The sequence below is a fragment of the Cupriavidus sp. 05L310 genome (genome assembly GCF_056398185.1).
The window spans coordinates 1-18,110 of sequence record NZ_JBFTOX010000020.1 but is presented as its reverse complement, the minus strand read 5'-3'; the positions used below and the strand labels follow the sequence as shown (position 1 = coordinate 18,110).

The window sequence follows — 18,110 nt, the reverse complement described above, 5'->3', positions numbered from 1 at the left end:
GTCCGCTTTTCGAGTGCCGTCTATTTGCGCCGTGCCAGCGGTAGCGTCGCCAGCCGCTCCAGCACCACCGCGCGCATGCCCGCCGGAGCCGGTAGTTGTTCCAGCAAGGCGGGCCATCGCTCGTGGGCCATGGCCACCGCATCTTTGACGGCGGCGGTGGCGATGCGCCCGGCGATTTTCGCCTCGCGCGCGAACTCGCGGTAGGTTTGCAGGGTTTGCACGCGCTGCTGGCGGTCGATGGCGACGTTCTGGCCGAAGCCGGCAAAGCCCGGCAGGGCCGCCACGCTGACGATGTCGTAGGCAGGCGACAGCTCTGGCGCGATGCCGTTGCGGTACAGGAAGGAGAAGTTCTTCAGGTGGGCGTCGCTGTTGCCCAGCAGGGTGTTGACGGCCTGCCGGATAAAGAACTGCCGCACATCCTCGATCCCGCGCACGCTCAGCCGCTCCAGCAATTGCACCAGCACGGCGTAGGCGTCGCGGCCGGCGTACTTGCGATTGGGCATGCGGGTCAGCAACTGGCAACCGTCCTCGGCATGCACGCGTCCGCCCGGCTCGCGGTCGAAGCGGTCCACGGCGAGGAAGTGCAGATCCGCGCCAAGGGCTTCGGCCATGCCTTCCACCTCGATGGCGGCCAGCGGCGCGGGCCGGCACGGCGCGACCGCCACGCCGGCGGCCTGTGCCAGTTGCATCGACACGTATTCGTTGAAGACCTGGCTGTCGTCGTTGCGCGTGGGCAGCTTGGCGATCAGGTCCGACAGGTGCCCGTGGGTGGGCATGGTGTAGCGCTTGCCGGCATGCGCGGTGGATAGCGCAATCTTGTTCTGCACGCCCGAGACCGAGGCCGCGCCTTCGGTGGCGCCTTCGATGACGGCAATTTCCAGGTTGTCCGCGCCACCCGTCACGCCAACCGTGCGTACGTGCGCGGGCAGGGCGTCGATGGGCGCGGGGCGCACCACCACCGCGCCGGGCAGGTCCTCGCCGGCGGCGGCCAGGATGCCGAAATCGTCGCGGTCCTCGGGATGATGGCGTGTGGCTTCCAGCCGCTTGCGCAATTCGCTTTCGGGCAGCAGCCCGGCGAAATAGGGCGGCAGCGCGCCGTTGGTGTTGTAGAGCGCGGGGTGGAAGGGGTTGGCCAGTACCGCCGCGGTCAGCGTGTCATTGCCGGGAAAGGTCAGCGAGAGGCTGAGCGTGGGCCGCAACGGGTCGCCACGAAAGGCTTCCGCGGGTACAAAGCGGCAGGTGCGCTCGACTTCGCACAGGTAGCCGCACAGTACGCCGTGCAGGTGTACCTCCAGGTAGCGGGGGCGCAGTCCGGGGCTCACGGTTCCTGCTCCAGGAACATCTCGACCGATGTCCTGGCTTCGCGGTCCGGGCCGCTGTCCTTGCCTTCGATCAGGCGCCGCACGGCGAGCAGGTGCTCGCGGGGCACCAGCACCCATTCCGCATCAAGCGCCGCGCCCACGGCTTCGAGTGTGGAGGCGCGCACATCATGCCGGCCGCTCAGTGCCGTGGTGAGATTCGACGGCGCCATGCCAATCAGCCGCGCCACGTCCCCAAGCGAGGACTTCCGTGCGGCGCGGCGGGCCTGAAGCTGGTCGTAGAAGGATGGCATAGCATAGTTTCACATCAAAAAGATATGAAATATCATAGCACAAGCTGTCTACGTATTATGGTATTACATAATTTATTGGTAATTATTATTAAATAACAATCAACGGCAGGCGAATTGCCCGCGAGTCGATACCAACGCCCGAGCGCAACGCTTCCGGGGTGGCCAAAGCCAATGGCGAATGATTTCACGCGGTCTTGTGACGGGCCGACGCCAGCGCGGCGGGTGCCGGGATCCGGAAGCGGCCGATCTCGTCCGGCGCGCACTGGGCGATCAGTCCCGTTTCCCAGGCCAGGTAGGCGCGGGCGGCGTCCTTGTTGCCTTCGTGGCGGTCGTGCACGAAGAAAAGGTAGTCGATACGCGTCTCGGGGGGCAGCGGCGTGGGTTCGGTTGCTTCGGGCAGGCCCGCGGCTTGCCAGGTTTGGTAGCCCTCGGCCAGGCGATACACGTGCCGGTAGCCTTCGGCCAGCAGGTCCAGGCCGGCCAGGTTGGCAATATGCGGCTCGCTGGCGATCAGGATGACCGGATGGTCGTGCGTGGCGCCGAGGCGGTCGAGCGTGGCCGGCAGGCGCGGGCGGATCGACCAGGCTGCGCCTTTGGCATGGCCGCGTGCGTATTCGGCGCTGTCGCGCAGGTCGAAGCGCAGCGCATCGGGCGCTTCGGCATACAGAGCGCGCAGCAGGTTGGCGTCGAGCACCGGCAGGGCATGGGCGGGCAGGGTGCGCGGCGGCGCGGGTGCCTTGACGGCGGCATTGACGCCATGGGCCAGCACGGCGCTCTCGTAGCCGATCTGGTGCAGCCAGCTCGCCACCACGGGCGCCCGCACGCCGTCGTCGTCGAACACGATCACGCGGCCGCCGCGTACGCCGATGTACTGGTCGGTGGCCTGCACCAGCTGGCCACCGGGCGCATGCTGTGCGCCGTCGATCGATCCCTGGGCGAATTCCTCCGCGGTGCGGATGTCGAGCAGGTAGGTGGTGCGGCGGTCGTCGTCCAGCCACTGCTGCGCCTGCGTGGCCGACAGCGCGGGCAGCCCGTCGCGCTGCAGCAGCCGGGCCGAGCGCGCACGCGCCTCGGCCAGCTCGCCGGCTGCCGGGGCTGGCGGGTAGCGGCGCTGGCTGCCGTGTTCCAGCGCGTAGTCGGCCAGGTACCAGCCCTGCGTGCCGTTTTCCAGCGCCAGCACCGGATTGGGCAGGCCGAGGTTGCGCAGCGTCTGGGCCCCGATGATGCTGCGCGTGCGCCCGGCGCAGTGCACCACCACGGTGGTCCGTGCATCCGGCAGCAGGGCGGACAGGCGCAAGGCCAGCTCGCCGTTGGGCAGGCTGTGCGCGCCGGGGATGGTCATCTTCTGGTGTTCATCGAAGGTGCGGCCGTCCACCAGTACCAGGGGCTCGCCGGCGGCGCGGCGCGCTACCAGTTCCGCGGCGCTCAGGCGCGGCGTTTCCTGCAGGTGTTCCACCAGTTCGCCAAACGTCTTGGACGGCACGTTGACGCCTTTGAACAAAGTGAAGCCGGCCAGAGCCCAGGCCGGCGCGCCGCCGGCCAGCAGCGTGACGTCCCGGTAGCCCAGCGCCGCCAGCCGTTGCGCCGCGCGCCCGGCCACGCCGTCGCCGTCGTCGAGCAGCACGATGCGCTCGCCCAGGCGCGGCGCCAGGCGCGCCACGTCCAGTTCCAGCCGGCTGTAGGGCAGCGGCACGGCGAAGAAGGGATGGCCCTCGCCATGCTGCCCGTGCTCGCGCACGTCGAACAGCGCCAGCGGCTGGCCGTCGTTAAGCCAGCCGCGCAGGGCGGCGGCATCGATGGATCGGGTCATGGATTGCTCTGCGTGAAGAAGGGGGTTAGGGCGCTGTCCATTGCAGCCTCAGGCGGCGATCTTTTCGCTGCGGTTCAACTGGGTGGCGTTGTAGTTGACGATACGCCCGGTTTCCGGCTCGATACCGATGCGGCCCGTCAGGGTTTCGAGCGGACGGCCGTAGAGGTGGAAATGCAGTGTCGGCGCGTCGCCGACCACGTGAATGCTGTGGATGTCTTGCGGCAGGAAGCTGATCGGCGTGCCCGGGCGCACCACCAGTTCGCGCTCCAGTTCGATGCTGGCTCGCTCGGGGTTGCTGCCGTCGTCGGTGCGGCGGTAGACGCGGTTGAGTTCATCGCCCTGCACGGCCACGATCACGGCCCAGGTGTCGTGGTTGTGCGGGATGGTTTTCTTGCCCGGCACGATCGAGTTGAGGTAGAGCGCCGGCAACTGGCCTTCCTCGCTCAGGCGGTAGCGGGTGGAGGTGGTGGCGCCATCGCCGGGCGGCGGAAAGTCGGCAAAGCCGAACAGGTCCTTGCGGCTGGCCAGGTTCTGCAGGACCGCGGCGACCTGTGCCAGCGTGACGCGGTCGATGTCGCGCTGCGCGGTCAGTGCGCGGACCTCGGCAAGGGTGGTGGCAATGGCGGCAGTGCGCTGGTTCCGGGTCGTCATGGGGAATCCTTGGTCGGTGCGAAGCCGCGGCGGGTGGCGGCAGGCCTTTACTCTAAGGAATACGAGGCTGCGCAAGAACGAACAATATCGACGATGCATATGCGAAGCCGTGCCGGCGGGCGAAGCGCACCCATGCGCGGCGGCCACGGCATAACGATCTGCGATCTGATTCGTTAGCCGGCGGCGCAACTTCTCTTAGGCTCTAGTGTCCGGTGCGCGGGCAAGCCATTGGCCGCGCAAGCCGCGCACTGTCCCCGCACTCTCCCAGCATTCACGAGAATCCCTCGCCATGACCATTACCGACCTGACCCAGACCCTTGTCGATGACGCGGCCGCCGGCGACGTAAGCGATGCCCGCGCCGCCGCCGTCGCGGCCTTTATCGCCCGCGCCCGCAAGATCGCCGCCCGCCAGGCCGCCGACAGGGCGCCGCTGGCCGCGCTGGCCGACGAACTGGTGGCGCTGGCCGGCCAGGCGCACCTGTTCCCGCCCGAGCACTTCCCCGTGGACACGGCACGGCCCGCCGCGATCTACCGGCTGGCGGAAGATCCGGACGGCGGCTTCGCGCTGTTCGCTTCCGCCGGCCTGCCCGGCAAGGCGCAGCCGCCGCACGACCACACCACCTGGGCGGTGATCGCCGGGGTGCGCGGCGTCGAGCGCAATGTCATCTTCCACCGCAGCCAGGGCAGCAGGCCCGGCCAGGACACGCTGGAGCCGCTGCGCCAGCTCGACGTGCGCGCGGGCAATGCCATCACCTTGTCGCCAGCCGATGTGCATACCATCGAGCTGACCGGCGACACGCCCGGGCTGCACCTGCACTTCTACGGCCTCACGCTGACCCGCCTCGCCGCTCGCGTGAAGTTCGAGCCCGTGCCGGAGGACGGCACCCAGTACACCTGCCGCACCTTTGCCGCGCCGGCGCTGATCCGCCATCCGCTGGTGAGCCCGGCCGCGCTCAAGCGCGCCATTGCAGCGGGCGAGGAACTGGCCGTGCTGGACGCGCGCGAAGAAGGTGCTTTCTCGCGCGAGCACCTGCTGTTCGCGGTGCCCGCGCCGCTGGGCCGGCTCGAGACCACGATCGACCGCCTGGTGCCGCGCCGGACTACGCGCATCGTCGTGACGGACCTGGCGGAAGATATCGCCCACGCGGCCGCGGCCAAGCTGCTGCGTTTCGGCTATACGAACGTCTCCGTGCTGGAAGGCGGCACGCGCGCCTGGCAGGCGGCGGGCTATGAGGTATTCAGCGGCACCAACGTGCCAAGCAAGGCCTTCGGCGAGGTGATCGAGCATGAGCTGCGCACGCCGTGGATCACCGCCGAGACGCTCAGGCTCTACCAGGAGCGCGGCGACAACGTGGTGGTGGTGGACAGCCGCCCCTTCACGGAATTCCAGAATATGAGCATTCCCGGCGCGGTCGACTGCCCCGGCGCGGAACTGGTCTACCGCATCGGCGAGATCGCGCCCGATCCCGCCACGCTGGTGGTCGTCAATTGCGCCGGCCGCACGCGCAGCATCGTGGGCGCGCAGACGCTGATCAACGCGGGCATTCCCAATCGCGTGGTGTCGCTCAAGGACGGCACCATGGCCTGGCTGCTGGCGGGCTACAAGCTGGACCACGGCCAGACCCGCTTCGCGCCGCAGCCGGGCGATGCGGCCCAGGCGGCCGCGCGCGAGCGTGCGGCGCGGGTGGCCGAACGCGCCGGCGTGCGGCATATCGATGCGGCGCAGCTGGCCGCCTTCGAGCAGCAAGCCGGCGCACGCACGCTGTACCGCTTCGACGTGCGCTCGCCCGAGGAATACGCGGCAGGGCACCTGCCCGGCTGGCGCAGCGCGCCCGGCGGGCAACTGGTGCAGGCCACCGACGCCTACGCCGGCACCCGCCGCGCCCGCATCGTGCTGGCCGACTGGGATGGCGTGCGCGCGCAGATCACGGCCGCGTGGCTGGCGCAGTTCAGCGGGCATGAGGTCTACCTGTTCCGTCCCGCGCCGCTGGCGCCGCGCGAGTCCGGGCCGGAGCCCGTGCGCGTACTGCGTGCCTCCGAGGTGGAGGCGCCCTGGATCGAGGTGGCATCGCTCGCCGAGTTGCAAGCGCGGGGCGGGGTAAGCGTGGCCGACGTGGACAGCAGCCTTGCATTCCGCCGCGGCCATGTGCCTGGCGCCTGGTTTGCCACACCGGAGAAGGTGGCGCTGGTGCTGGAGCACGGGGAGGCCGAAGACATCATCGTCGTGACGTCATCGGACGGCGTGCTGGCGCAGGCGGTTGCGGCAGAGTTGCGCCGCACCAGCGGGCGCGACGTGCGGGCACTGCTCGGCGGCAATGCGCGCTGGCAGGCGTTGGGCCTGCCTGTTGAACCGGCGGGGGCGGGTAGCGCTGCCGCGGCGCGCGTGCTGACCGGTGACGAAGACGCGTGGTACAGCGCTTATGCCTATGAGGACGAGAACCGCCGCAAGGCGGAGATGCATGCCTACCTGAACTGGGAGATCGGCCTGGTCGATCAGCTGGAACGCGATGGCGATCTGCCGGTGCGGCTGGTGGACTATCGGCAGGGCTGAGCGCGGGGAGAGGGCGCGCGCGCCATATACCGCCATACCGATAGCGCTCACATCACGTGAGCGCTTTCCCTCCCGCCTCAACGCAACGAAATCCCCGAAGCCGCGATCACGGAAGCGTACTTCGGCAAATCGCGCGACAGCGTAGCGTCCAGCTCCTGCGCCGACGAACCCACCACCACATATCCCGCATCCTCCAACTGCCCACGCGTGGCCGGCACATTGAGCACCGCCGCCACATCGCGGCTGATGCGCTCCACCACCTGCGTCGGCGTGGCCGAGGGCGCGATCAGCCCCTGCCAGCTCTCCACCGCAAAGCCGGCGGCCCCGGCTTCCGCCATGGTCGGCACTTGCGGCAGTGCCTTCGAACGATAAGGCGTCGTGACCGCCAGCGCCGTCAGGCGCCCTGAGCGCACGTAGTCCGTGACCGCCGCCAGCGTGATCAGCGTGGCATCGATATGCCCGCCCAGCAAGTCCACCGTGGCGGGTGCGCCACCGGCATACGGAATGTAGTTGACCTTGATGCCGACCTGCCGCGACAGCATTTCGTGCGCGACGTGGGCTATGCCGCCGTTGCCCGGCAGGCCAAGCGTCAGTTCGCCGGGCTTCTTGCGCGCGAGCGCGATGTAATCCTGGAGACTGCGCACGCCCAGGTCCGGCCGCGCCACCAGGATCTGCGGATTGACCACCGCCTTGCTCACGCCGCGAAACGCATGGCCGGTGTCATAGGGCAGCGTCTTGAACAGCGAGGCATTCAGCGTCACGCCTTCCCCGCCCAGCAGCAGCGTATGGCCGTCAGGCCTGGCCCTTGCCACCTGTGCGGCGCCCAGGGTGCCGCTGGCGCCAACCACGTTTTCCACCACTACCGGCTGCCCCCATTTCTCGCTGAGCTTGAGGGCCAGCGTGCGCGCGAGCTTGTCGGCGCTGCCGCCGGGAGCCACCGGCACCACGATGCGCACGGGACGCGAGGGAAAGGTCTCCGCGGCTTGCGTGGCGTGGCTGTGGAACGGAACGCCTGCGATGGCTGCCACGCCGGCAGCGACAGGAAGGCAGGAGAGGGTGCGGAGCACAGTGCGGCGTTGCATGGGATGTGGCCGGAGGCGAATCGAGCGCAAAGCTTAGAAAGCGCGGCGGGCAAGGCCAACGAATCTTTCCGCGCATGGATATGCGGTGTGGCCCGGCCTGGCGGCACTGCGACCGGCAACGCGCAGCGCATAACGATGGGCTCAATGATTCGTTCCGTGTTCATCGGCGCATGGGTACAGTTTGCTGACCGCATGGCGCACCGGACGCTCCAGCCAGCCCCTCCGGCGGCATGCCATTCGCGCAAGACACGACTTCGCCTACAAGAACTCGAACACACCATGACCCGTATCTTTCCCCTGCGTTCCCCGCGTCCCATCGTCCTCGCCGCTGCCATGCTGGCAGGTACCTTCCTCGCCGGCGCCGCCCATGCCGACGCCACGCTCGACAAGATCCGCCAGCGCGGCAGGATCGTGGTCGGCGTCATGCTGTCCGGCAGCGCTTTCGGCTCGATCGATCCCGCCACGCAGAAACCCGTGGGCTTTAACGCGGAGCTTGCGCAGGATCTCGCCAGGCAACTCAACGTGGAGCTGGAAACGGTGCAGGTGCAGCCCTCCAACCGCGTGCAGTTCCTGCAGCAAGGCAAGGTCGATGTGCTGATCGCATCGATGGAATACAACGCCGATCGCGGCGAGCAGCTCGGCCACGTGCCCACGCCTTACTACCGCGTGGGCGGCGCCGTGATCGTGCCCAGGCAGAGCGATATCCGCCGCTGGGAAGACCTCAAGGGCAAGACGGTCTGCATCTCGCAAGGCAGCAGCTATACGCGGCCGGTACAGGTGGAATACGGCGCCATCCCGAAGGGCTTCAAGGGCTCGGCGGAATCGCTGCTGGCCCTGCGCGGCGACAACTGCGCCGGCGCCGTGCACGACAACACGCTGCTGCAACCGCTGGTGCGCGGCAATCCCGAGTGGCAGAACTACCGCATCGTGCTGCCGGAACTGAACCCCGCGCCCACCGTGATCTGGACCCGCAAGGGCGAGCAGGACACCATCCAGGCCGTCGACCGCATCGTGCAGAACTGGCATCGCAGCGGCTGGCTGGTGGCTACCGAGAAGAAGGCCGGCATCCAGCCGCCTTCGCCTGCGCTGACCGAACTGCACGACAAGTTCAAGGGCGGCCGTTCCTGATGGATGCAGCGATTGCCTGGGGGATCGAGGTGGCGCGCCGCTTCGGCCTGAACTATGCATTTCTTGCCGATGCCTATGACCGCGCTTCCTTCGTGCATGGCGCATGGGTCACCGTGCAACTGGTGGTCTGCGCGCTGGCCGGCAGCCTGGTGGCGGGGGTGGCCATGGCGGCGTTGCTGACTTCGCGCCGGCCATTGCTGGCCGGTGCCACGCGCGCCTTTGTGGAGGTCACGCGCAATACGCCCACGCTGGTGCAGCTCTATTGCGCCTTCCTCGTGCTCAATATGCTGATCACCCATGCCTTGCAGGATGCGCAGCGGAGCAATCCGCTCACCCCGTTCCTGTGGGTGGTGGTGGTGCTGTCGCTGCACAAGGGTGTGTTCCATGCCGAAGCCTTGCGCGCGGGCATCGAAGCGGTGCCCAGGGTCACGCTGGAGGCGGCGGCCTCGCTCGGCTTCGACCGCCGCACCTTGCTGTGGCGGGTGCAGTTGCCGCTGGCGGTGCGCTTCGCGCTGCCTGCCCTGGTCAACAACTCCGTGGATCTGGTCAAGGCCACGGCGGTGGCGTCGGCCATTGCCGTGGGCGATATCACCTATGCCTCCATCATGATCTGGACCCAGCGCGATAACGTGCTGGAACTGATGGTGCTGTTGCTGCTGTTTTTTGGCCTGCTGACCTGGGTGGTCAGCCAGGCCGGCAACTGGCTGGAACTTCGGCTGAGGATGCCCGGCTATGGCGACCGCTGATTCCATTTTCCGCGGCGCGCCGGCATGGCCGCGCGTGGGCCGCTTCGCCAGCCTGCTGTGGCTCCTGCCGCTCGTGGCGGTGGCGCTGGCCGCCACCCGCCATCCGGACCTGGCGCGGGCGCTGGCCAGCGCGTGGCAATGGTCGCCGGCGCTGGCGCGCGGCTTCCTGGTCAATATCGGCGTGAGCCTGCTGGCGATCGCGCTGGGCACCGCTGGCGGGCTGCTGGTCGGCGCGCTGCGGCTGTCGCCGCTGGCGCTGCTGTGGCGCCCGGCGCAGCTTTATGTGCAGGTGTTCCGCAATGCGCCGTGGCTGGTGCTGATCTACTTCTCCACCTATGTCTTTCCGTTCGAGCTGAACATCGGCAGCCATATCGTGCCGTTCCCGGACTGGCTCAAGGTGGTGGTGGGACTGGCGCTGCCGGCCAGCGCCAATGTGGCCGAGGTGCTGCGTGGCGCGGTGCAGTCGATCCCGCTCACGCAGTGGGAGGCGGCCAGCTCGATGGCGTTCTCGCGCTGGCAGATCCTGCGGCTGATCGTCGGGCCGCAGTGCGTGCGGCGCATGCTGCCGCCATGGATGAACCTGTACGCCACACTCACCATGAGCACCGCGCTGGCTTCGCTGGTGGGCGTGCACGATTTGCTCGATACCGCGCAGATCGCCAGCAATACCGTCAACCAGACCGCTTTTACCGTGCTGATCTACTTCATCGTGCTGGCGATGTTCTTTGCCTGGTGCTACCCGATCTCGCGCTTCACCCGTTTCCTGGAACAAAAACATGCTGTTGCCTGAACATAGCGGCGGACCCGTGTTGTCCGCGGTCCCCACGCCAGCGCCGCTGGTTGCGCTGCGCGACGTGCACCTCGCGTTCGGCGGCAACGCGGTGCTCAAGGGCATCGACCTGGAAGTGCGGCGCGGGCAGGCGGTGTCCATCATCGGCCCGTCGGGCTCGGGCAAGTCCACCATCCTGCGTTGCATGACGGGCCTGCTGGCCCCGCAGCAGGGCACGGTGACGGTGGGCGGCGTGGCGGTGCGCGAGCTGCGCAGCGAGGCCGAGCGCATCGCGCTGCGCAAGCGGGTGGGCTTTGTCTTCCAGCAGTACAACCTGTTTCCGCACCTGACCGTGTTGCAGAATCTCACCATCGCGCCACTGCGCGTGCTGGGGCGTGGCCGGGCCGAGGCCGAGGCTACCGCCATCGAGCTGCTGCGCAAGGTGCGCCTGGCCGACAAGGCGGGCGCCTATCCGGGCGAGCTTTCCGGTGGCCAGCAGCAGCGCGTGGCGATTGCCCGCGCGCTGGCGATGGAGCCCGAGCTGATCCTGTTCGATGAGGTGACTTCAGCGCTGGACCCGGAAACGGTGGGCGAGGTGCTGAACGTGATCAGCGACCTGGTGGCGGAGGGCCTGACCTGCCTGCTGGTCACGCATGAAATGCGCTTTGCCGAGGAGATCAGCGACGAAGTGTATTTCACCGAGAGCGGGCGGATCGTCGAGCATGGCCCGGCGCGCCGCATCTTCAGCGAACCGCGCAGCGAGCGCACGCGCGCCTTTCTCAACCGCGCGCTGGGCGCAGCGCCGCGCGTGGCGGCCGATCCCTTCGTCTTCTCTTTCGACAAGCTGCGCTTTGCCGTTTGAGCGCCGCCCGGTCCAATCCCCATCGAAGAACCATGAGCCATCATCGCGATACCCAACTGATCCACGCCGGCACGCCGCCCTTCAGCCAGGGCCACGGTCCGGTCAATGTGCCGGTGGTGCGGACCAGCACCGTGCGTTTCGAGAATACCGACGCCTACGACGATATCCGTGCCCGCCATGCGCGCGGCGAGCGCGTCAGTTCCTACGGCCGGCAGGGCATGGACACGCATCGCGCGCTGGAAGACGCAATTGCCGCGCTGGAAGGCGGCAACCGTACCTTCCTTGCGCCTTCCGGGCTGGCGGCGATCTCGCTGACGTTCCTGGCGCTGCTCTCGCCCGGCGATCATGCGCTGGTGGCGGACAGCGTCTACGCGCCGGTGCGCCGTCTGGAGCAGACGCTGCTGCGCCGCCTGGGCATCGAGGTCAGCTATTTCTCGCCCAGCCAGCACGATGTGGACGCGCTGATCCGTCCGAATACGCGCCTGCTTTACCTGGAGTCGCCCAGTTCGCTGTTGTACGAGGTGCTGGACCTGCCGCGCCTGTCGCAGATCGCGCACCGGCATGGGGTGGTGGTTGCCGCCGACAATACCTGGGCGTCCGGTCACGTGCTGCAGCCGCTGGCGCTGGGCGTGGATATATCGATCCTGGCCTCGACCAAATACATCAGCGGCCATTCCGACCTGATGCAGGGCGCGGTGGTGGTCAGGGATGAAGCGCTGGCGCACCGGATTGCCGATACCCACGATAGCTTCGGGCTGGCCATCGGCGCGGACGATGCCTACCTGGCGCTGCGCGGCATCCGCACGCTGGCGGTACGGCTGGCGCAGCATCATCGCAACGCGCTGGCGGTGGCGCGGTTCCTGGAAGCGCATGAGGCGGTGGGGCGGGTCTTCTACCCGGCCTTGCCCTCGGACCCCGGTCATGCGCTGTGGCGGCGGGATTTCTCGGGCGCCAACGGGCTGGTGTCGTTCGCGTTGCCCGGCGCCGATGCGGCGGCGGCGCGCAAGCTGGTGGATTCGCTGCGCTTGTTCGGGCTGGGGGCTTCCTGGGGCGGGTATGAAAGCCTGGTGCAGGTGGCCGCGCCGGAACGGCTGGCGACGCATTCGTACTGGCGAGGCACCGAGCCGGTGATCCGCCTGCATATCGGCCTGGAAGCGTCCGAGGATTTGATCGCTGACCTGGAGCAGGGGCTGGAATTGGCATTGCGGGCGGCATTGCCGCAACGGCGCGCGGCGGCCTGAGCCTGGCGGCCAGCGCCTTGCGCGCGGTCACGCGGTCATTCGGGGCGAGGCTGCGCAAAAAAAGAAGCGGGACGGGAATTTGCCCGCTTCGCAAAAAAGCCAGTGTCATCGTTGCGCTGGCTTTCAGTACCCACTGGCGTGGCGGCACCGCGCGGCCATCAGCCCGCGCGGTGCCGCCTGCATCAACGGCCGCGGCGCGCGCCGCGGCCGTCAAGCCTCAGATGGCCCATCCGCCGCCGTAGAACACGGCCAGTGCCAGCGCGATGCTGACGGTTCCCACATTGAGCTTGCGGAACTCGCCGGCCACGACGCGGCCGATCACCAGGGTGCAGAAGCCGAGCATGATGCCGGTGACGATATTGCAGGTCAGCACGATAAAGACCGCGCATACCAGCCCGGCCATGGCGTCGACCATGTCGTCCATATGCAGCTTGCTGACGCTGCTGAGCATCAGCAGTCCCACGTACATCAGCGCGGGAGCGGTGGCGTACGAAGGCACCAGTCCGGCCAGCGGCGAGAAGAAGATCACCGCCAGGAAGAGCAGGCCCACTACCACCGCGGCCAGGCCGGTCTTGGCGCCGGCGGCTACGCCTACGCTTGATTCGATGTAGGCCGCGGCGGGCGCGCCACCGAAAAAGGCCGAGAAGATCGAGCTCAGCGAATCCGTGGTCAGGGCACGGCCGCCGTTGGGGATCTGGCCTTTCGCATCGAGCTGGCCGGCCTGGCCGGCAACCGCGCGGATCGTGCCGGTGGCATCGAACACGGCGGTCATCACCAGTGCCAGCACGCTGGGCAGCACCGCCAGCGACAGCGCGCCCTTGATGTCCATGGAGCCGATCAGCGTGGCATGGCCCGGCGCGCTCAGCGCGGGCAGGGCGAACACGCCGGAGAACTTGACGGCAGGGTCGAAGGCCAGGCCCAGCGCGGAGATCGCGACGATCACCAGCAGGATGCCGCCGGGCACCTTGCGGCGTTCGAGTCCGAAGATCGCGGCCAGGCCAAGGATCGACATCACCACCGGGAACGCCGTGATCTTGCCCAGCGCAACGGGCAGGCCGGCGCCCGGATTCTTGATCACGAGCCCCACGTCGTTGGACGCGATCAGCAGCAGGAACAGACCGATGCCGATCCCCGTGCCGTGCGCCACGCCGGATGGCAGGTTGCGCAGGATCCAGGAGCGCACCCCGGTCACGGAAATGGCGGTGAACACCACGCCCATCAGGAAGATCGCACCCAGCGCGACGGCCGGGGAGAGACCCTGCCCGAGCACCAGCCCGAAGGCAGTGAACGCGGTCAGCGAGATGGCGCAGCCGATGGCGATCGGCAGCCTGGCCCACACACCCATCAGCAAGGAGCCGAAGGCCGCGGTCAGGCAGGTGGCGACGAATACGGCACTGGAGTCAAAGCCCGCCTTGCCGAGCATGCCCGGCACCACGAACACGGAATACACCATGGCCATGAACGTGGTGACGCCGGCAAGCGCCTCGCGCCGGCCAGTGCTGCCGCGCGCACTGATCTGGAAGTAGCGGTCAAGGAAGCCATTGACTTCGATGGCCTCGATGGTGTCGATGGCCTTGGCCTCGATCGCTTCGGTACCGGGGGCGGCGGCACGGCCGGGGAACGGCTGCTCAAGCATGGCGGAGTGTCTCCTTTGTGGTGCACTGGGGCGGCGGCTACGCCGCTCGTATTCCAGGCTGTCTCGCTTTTTCGTTGTCGTTACCGGGGCAGGTCTGCGGGCCGCCGCGCACTGGGTTGTGTCGCGTCCGGCACTGCATTTGCCGCGGTACGTCGCTGTCGGCCGGATCTTCGCCACTCCGTGCTGGTGGTGCCGGTCCGACATGGCGCAAGACTAAGGGAGGCGCAGGATTCGTTCATAACGGCGCAGACATGCCTGTTATTGGGATTTGGATATATGTGAGGTGTCCCGCGGATCCCCGGTGGTGGGGGCGCAAGTCCGTGAGTTGTGGCTGCTGGCGGGTGGGCGGGCGACGATGAATGCGGTGGGGGTGGGGATGTGGCTCGGTTAGTCAGGAGTGCACTTACGTGCGGTATCGGATCTGCTGGCTTTTGTTTGAGGGGGGCCGATTCTACCAGTGGATACTGAGGTGGGCGTTGGGGTGGAGTTGGCTTTTGTGCGCAAAAGCCATATGGTATTCCGCTGCGTGGGATATCGATCACTTCTTACATTGGCGCGTCGGCAAAAGAATGGCGAAAAGCAAGACGACCCTACCGGGGCACGGGCTCTACAGTTCGGCTTTCTCTGCCTCGGCGTCGGAAGTCGGCACCAGACCGGCATCCTGTCGCCAACGCCCACGGATGCGCCCGACGTGGCATTCGAACCATGACCGCGAATGCGGGCCTGTCGGCCGCCGCGCCGGAGAACCGGGGTCATCATCCGCCCGGAAATGCGCAGAAAAAGTTCCGCGCAGGCTCTCCGCCAGTGGAGAGCGCCGGGACCGGACAACTCGGCGGATGCGGACGTCGCTTCCCATATTGGCCGCCGGATCGTTCAGCGCGAATTATGGCGTCACGATATTGAAGTCAGGTCTGAACGTGTCGAGCATGCCTGCGAGTTCGTCGAATTTTTCGCCTGCGCCTTCAACCTTCGCCTTTCCCGCCTGCGACAGCTTGCTCAGTGTGGTCGCCCCGCCCAGCACGCCTGCCAGGCCGAGCTTGTTGGTCGTGATCGTGACATCCGCCTTGGGAAGCTGTTTCCCGAGCGTATAAATCAGGACCGAATTGCGCAGTTCGATCGCGTATTGCTCGTGGGTTTCAGGATTGAGCCAGTTGACATTGAGCGTCTTCCCGGCGGCCTTCCTCCCATTCAGGCGAATGCCGGCATAGTCCAGGATCATGTCGGCGGTCATCGCATTTACCGTATCGGCCGAGGCCACGCCGGAGCCCGGTAGCTTGACGGCGCCGTGCCGCAATTCCAGGGCGCCCATCAGGAATTCGTTACGCCACGTGGGACTCTCGGTCTGGTAGGCGAGTTGCTCCAGCGCGTCGGCCCCCAGCTCGCGCGCCTCCTTGTTATCCGGATCGGCAAAGACGACGTGGTTCATCACTTCCGCCACCCAGCGATAATCGCCTTCCTGGAACGATTGCCGGGCCTTCCCGATAGCGCTTTTCGCACCGCCCATGAACTCCACGTAACGCTTGGCGGCCTCGGTGGGCGGCAGCTTGTACAGGTTTGCGGGATTAGAGTCGTACCAGCCGAGGTAACGCTGGTAGACCGCCTTGGCATTGTGATTGACTGTGCCATAGTAGTCCCGGTTGTACCATTGCTTGCCAATGCTGTCGGGGAGCTTCAGCATTTCCGCGATTTCTACCGACGTGTAGCCCTGGTTGGCAAGATGCAGCGTCTGGTCGTGAAGGTACTTGAACATGTCACGCTGGTTCTCCAGGAACGGAACGATGGCATCGCCCCAGGTCGGCCAATGGTGTTGGGCGATCACGGCCCTGGCGCGCACGCCATAGCGATTGATCGCTTCGTTGACGGTCTTCCACCATTCCCTGGCATCGCGCACCTGAGCGCCACGCAGCGTATAGAGGTTGTGGAGGGTGTGCGTGGCATCTTCGGCCATGTTGAGCATCTGGAACTGCGGGAACCAGATCAGCATTTCCGCAGGCGCTTCGGTATTGGGCGCCATCTGGAATTCCATCTGCACGCCGTCAATCGTGCGTGTCTCGCCAGTCTTTCTTACCGAATCGGTGGGGGCGATCAAGGTGACCTCGCCAAGCGAGGTGCTCTTGCCGAGCCCGCCATCGACCTGGCCTTGCGCGCCGCGCGGCAGTAGCGATCCATACATATACGTGGCCCGGCGGCTCATGGCGGTACCGGCATAGATGTTTTCGCTGACCGCTTCTTCCAGGAAGCCCTCGGGCGCCAGTATCTTTACCTTGCCAGCCTTTACATCCGCCTCGTTCACGACGCCTTTGACGCCGCCATAGTGATCCACGTGGCTGTGGGTGTAGATCACCGCCACGACCGGCTTGCGCGGCCGGTGTTGGTAATACAAGTCAAGCGCGGCTTTCGCGGTTTCCTTGCTGATCAGCGGATCGATCAGGATAAGTCCGGTGTCACCTTCGATAATCGTCATGTTGGACAGGTCGAAGCCGCGTACCTGATAGACGCGGTCGACAACGGCGAACAGCCCGTTGAACATATTGAGCTGAGCCATGCGGTACAGACTGGGGTTGATGGTGTCGGGCGCCCCCTCGGCCTTGAGAAAATCGTATGCCGGCAAGTTCCAGGCGGCGTGCTTGCCATTCTCTGCCCGAATGACCAGGTTGGGTGTGGTGCCGATGAAACCGCGCTGCGCCGATTCGAAGTCGGTCCGGTCGTTAAACGGAAGTTCCTTGAGAATGGCGGCATTGGCTTGGCGGGTCCGGTCCGTGGCGGGTTTGCCAGGCGCCGGGGCGGATTGCGCAAAAAGGAGTGCGGGGGTGCTCGCAAGGGCAAGCGCCATTGCCAGAAGGCGTCGCCGGGAACCTGGTTTTCTCTTCATGTTTATAGTTCTTTGTCGTTATCGGTATTCACGGAAAGGGTGTCGGCCCACTACCAGGCGTGGTTGTAGTTGATGGAAAACACTTTCACATCCGCAGCGCCTGCAGGCGTGCTGACGGTCTTGAGGTAGGACATCGAGACGGCATCCGTGGGGGTGAAATTGAAGCTTCCGCTGACACCAAGCTTCAGTGTGTCCTGTGCGTTGTGTTGCTTGACGCCGTTGATCCTGGTCTGCCCACCGTTGCTATAGACCATGTCCACCGCCGCCCACAGCGCGCGGTTGAAGCTGTAGCTGTAGTGCGCCTCCAGCGTCCCCAACGGTTCTTGCTGAAGCTTTCCGTGGCCATCCGGCTTGTAGTATTCACTGTTCTCCGTGTAAAGCGAAACATTGCCATTGACGGACAGCATCGAGTTGCCAAAGGGATAGTTGAATGCAAGCTGTGGCTTGACTACCCAACGATTTCCACCGAAGTTGACCGGCTTGTTCCGGTCATACTGCCCGACGGGCACGGTGAGGAAGACTGCCGCGGTAAGAAGCGTCTGTGGTGTGGCCTTGGCAAATGCCTCGCGCGTCATTGCCGGCGCGCCAAACAGGTTGGCTGCCAGCACAACGGTCAGGTCTCCCACGCCGTTCTTGCTGAACTCGCGCGAAGCCAGCGGAGCAATGGAACTATCGATGGTGGCTGTCGCCCAGCTGTAGGGCAGCAGGAACTGGATGCCGCCGGTCTTGCCTGCAACCGGAAAGGAATACGCATAGCGGACCAACGCCATGTTCATGGTGGTGTCAACACCTTGCACTGGAAGGGTCGTGTCGAGCTGCGTGTTGGACTGAACATGGTTGTAGTAGAGATAGACCAGATTCGTGTCGATCGGGAGATTGATCCAGTCCCGGGCACCATCGGCGGCCGCAATGCCAGGCAGCAGGAAAAATAACAACGCGGCGGCCGAAGGCTTCAATCGCACGGCATCGAGATGGCATTGCCATGCAGGCCTGTGTAAAGTCATGTGGTTATACACAATTGTCCCCATCATCGACGGCTCGTAAGCCTCGCAGTGTCTTCGCCGCGACATGAACTTCTTTCAGCCCCAGCCAAATCGTCTTCACGCCAGGCTCGCCATCACTCTTGCGGCCGAGGAATCCGCCAAGGCGT

At 66.3% G+C, this 18,110-nt stretch carries 15 protein-coding genes; 6 read left to right on the top strand and 9 right to left on the bottom strand.

What is annotated here, in order from left to right:
- Positions 1-20: 20 nt before the first annotated feature.
- From AC1DS6_RS16230 to AC1DS6_RS16215, 4 genes are all read right to left on the bottom strand, one after another.
- Positions 21-1,322, bottom strand: a complete 1,302-nt coding sequence (locus AC1DS6_RS16230; RefSeq protein ID WP_477102728.1) for a type II toxin-antitoxin system HipA family toxin — start codon at positions 1,320-1,322, stop codon at positions 21-23.
- Entirely contained in the window at positions 1,319-1,612 is a 294-nt protein-coding gene (locus AC1DS6_RS16225; protein WP_045236754.1) for a helix-turn-helix domain-containing protein, read from the bottom strand. The genes AC1DS6_RS16230 and AC1DS6_RS16225 overlap by 4 nt, the downstream gene beginning before the upstream one ends.
- A gap of 184 nt (positions 1,613-1,796) precedes the next feature.
- On the bottom strand, positions 1,797-3,422 hold the full coding sequence (locus AC1DS6_RS16220; RefSeq protein WP_477102727.1) for a rhodanese-like domain-containing protein: 1,626 nt from the start codon (positions 3,420-3,422) through the stop codon (positions 1,797-1,799).
- A gap of 48 nt (positions 3,423-3,470) precedes the next feature.
- On the bottom strand, positions 3,471-4,073 hold the full coding sequence (locus AC1DS6_RS16215; protein WP_477102726.1) for a cysteine dioxygenase family protein: 603 nt from the start codon (positions 4,071-4,073) through the stop codon (positions 3,471-3,473).
- Positions 4,074-4,362: 289 nt separating this feature from the next.
- Between AC1DS6_RS16215 and AC1DS6_RS16210 the strand changes: the two genes are divergently transcribed.
- Positions 4,363-6,624 (top strand): rhodanese-like domain-containing protein, encoded by a 2,262-nt coding sequence (locus AC1DS6_RS16210; protein ID WP_477102725.1) that lies wholly within the window; start codon positions 4,363-4,365, stop codon positions 6,622-6,624.
- 77 nt (positions 6,625-6,701) lie between these two features.
- Here the strand turns inward: AC1DS6_RS16210 and AC1DS6_RS16205 are convergent, their stop codons facing one another.
- Positions 6,702-7,706: a tripartite tricarboxylate transporter substrate binding protein gene (locus AC1DS6_RS16205; RefSeq protein WP_477102724.1), complete on the bottom strand. Its 1,005-nt coding sequence runs from the start codon at positions 7,704-7,706 to the stop codon at positions 6,702-6,704.
- A gap of 279 nt (positions 7,707-7,985) precedes the next feature.
- Between AC1DS6_RS16205 and AC1DS6_RS16200 the strand changes: the two genes are divergently transcribed.
- Genes AC1DS6_RS16200 through metC form a run of 5 tightly spaced genes read left to right on the top strand, consistent with a single transcriptional unit; the run spans position 7,986 to position 12,452 of the window.
- Positions 7,986-8,834: a transporter substrate-binding domain-containing protein gene (locus AC1DS6_RS16200; RefSeq protein ID WP_441632836.1), complete on the top strand. Its 849-nt coding sequence runs from the start codon at positions 7,986-7,988 to the stop codon at positions 8,832-8,834.
- Entirely contained in the window at positions 8,834-9,580 is a 747-nt protein-coding gene (locus AC1DS6_RS16195) for an amino acid ABC transporter permease (RefSeq protein WP_441632834.1), read from the top strand. Before AC1DS6_RS16200 ends, AC1DS6_RS16195 begins: the two co-directional genes overlap by 1 nt.
- Positions 9,567-10,370, top strand: a complete 804-nt coding sequence (locus AC1DS6_RS16190) for an amino acid ABC transporter permease (protein WP_441632832.1) — start codon at positions 9,567-9,569, stop codon at positions 10,368-10,370. Before AC1DS6_RS16195 ends, AC1DS6_RS16190 begins: the two co-directional genes overlap by 14 nt.
- A complete protein-coding gene (locus tag AC1DS6_RS16185; RefSeq protein ID WP_477102723.1) occupies positions 10,357-11,211 on the top strand; it encodes an amino acid ABC transporter ATP-binding protein in 855 nt (284 codons plus the stop codon). Before AC1DS6_RS16190 ends, AC1DS6_RS16185 begins: the two co-directional genes overlap by 14 nt.
- Before the next feature lie 32 nt (positions 11,212-11,243).
- A complete protein-coding gene (gene metC, locus AC1DS6_RS16180) occupies positions 11,244-12,452 on the top strand; it encodes a cystathionine beta-lyase (protein WP_441632828.1) in 1,209 nt (402 codons plus the stop codon).
- Positions 12,453-12,669: 217 nt separating this feature from the next.
- Here the strand turns inward: metC and AC1DS6_RS16175 are convergent, their stop codons facing one another.
- The 4 genes from AC1DS6_RS16175 to AC1DS6_RS16160 form a co-directional block, all read right to left on the bottom strand.
- Positions 12,670-14,088: an NCS2 family permease gene (locus AC1DS6_RS16175; protein WP_441632826.1), complete on the bottom strand. Its 1,419-nt coding sequence runs from the start codon at positions 14,086-14,088 to the stop codon at positions 12,670-12,672.
- Positions 14,089-14,971: 883 nt separating this feature from the next.
- The gene (locus AC1DS6_RS16170) at positions 14,972-16,921 is read right to left on the bottom strand and encodes an alkyl/aryl-sulfatase (protein WP_477102722.1); all 1,950 of its coding nucleotides are present in this window, start codon (positions 16,919-16,921) and stop codon (positions 14,972-14,974) included.
- Between the two features lie 89 nt (positions 16,922-17,010).
- Positions 17,011-17,991: a transporter gene (locus AC1DS6_RS16165; protein ID WP_477102721.1), complete on the bottom strand. Its 981-nt coding sequence runs from the start codon at positions 17,989-17,991 to the stop codon at positions 17,011-17,013.
- Positions 17,969-18,110 (bottom strand): IS4 family transposase (locus AC1DS6_RS16160; protein ID WP_477102771.1); only part of this gene is annotated, 142 nt, incomplete at its 5' end. The genes AC1DS6_RS16165 and AC1DS6_RS16160, both read right to left, overlap by 23 nt.

Coding starts and splice junctions, on each gene's coding strand:
- AC1DS6_RS16225 (WP_045236754.1), bottom strand. CDS start 1,612: ATGCCATCCTTCTACGACCAGCTTCAGGCCCGCCGCGCCGCACGGAAG.
- AC1DS6_RS16220 (WP_477102727.1), bottom strand. CDS start 3,422: ATGACCCGATCCATCGATGCCGCCGCCCTGCGCGGCTGGCTTAACGAC.
- AC1DS6_RS16215 (WP_477102726.1), bottom strand. CDS start 4,073: ATGACGACCCGGAACCAGCGCACTGCCGCCATTGCCACCACCCTTGCC.
- AC1DS6_RS16210 (WP_477102725.1), top strand. CDS start 4,363: ATGACCATTACCGACCTGACCCAGACCCTTGTCGATGACGCGGCCGCC.
- AC1DS6_RS16205 (WP_477102724.1), bottom strand. CDS start 7,706: ATGCAACGCCGCACTGTGCTCCGCACCCTCTCCTGCCTTCCTGTCGCT.
- AC1DS6_RS16200 (WP_441632836.1), top strand. CDS start 7,986: ATGACCCGTATCTTTCCCCTGCGTTCCCCGCGTCCCATCGTCCTCGCC.
- AC1DS6_RS16195 (WP_441632834.1), top strand. CDS start 8,834: ATGGATGCAGCGATTGCCTGGGGGATCGAGGTGGCGCGCCGCTTCGGC.
- AC1DS6_RS16190 (WP_441632832.1), top strand. CDS start 9,567: ATGGCGACCGCTGATTCCATTTTCCGCGGCGCGCCGGCATGGCCGCGC.
- AC1DS6_RS16185 (WP_477102723.1), top strand. CDS start 10,357: ATGCTGTTGCCTGAACATAGCGGCGGACCCGTGTTGTCCGCGGTCCCC.
- metC (WP_441632828.1), top strand. CDS start 11,244: ATGAGCCATCATCGCGATACCCAACTGATCCACGCCGGCACGCCGCCC.
- AC1DS6_RS16175 (WP_441632826.1), bottom strand. CDS start 14,088: ATGCTTGAGCAGCCGTTCCCCGGCCGTGCCGCCGCCCCCGGTACCGAA.
- AC1DS6_RS16170 (WP_477102722.1), bottom strand. CDS start 16,921: ATGGCGCTTGCCCTTGCGAGCACCCCCGCACTCCTTTTTGCGCAATCC.
- AC1DS6_RS16165 (WP_477102721.1), bottom strand. CDS start 17,991: ATGATGGGGACAATTGTGTATAACCACATGACTTTACACAGGCCTGCA.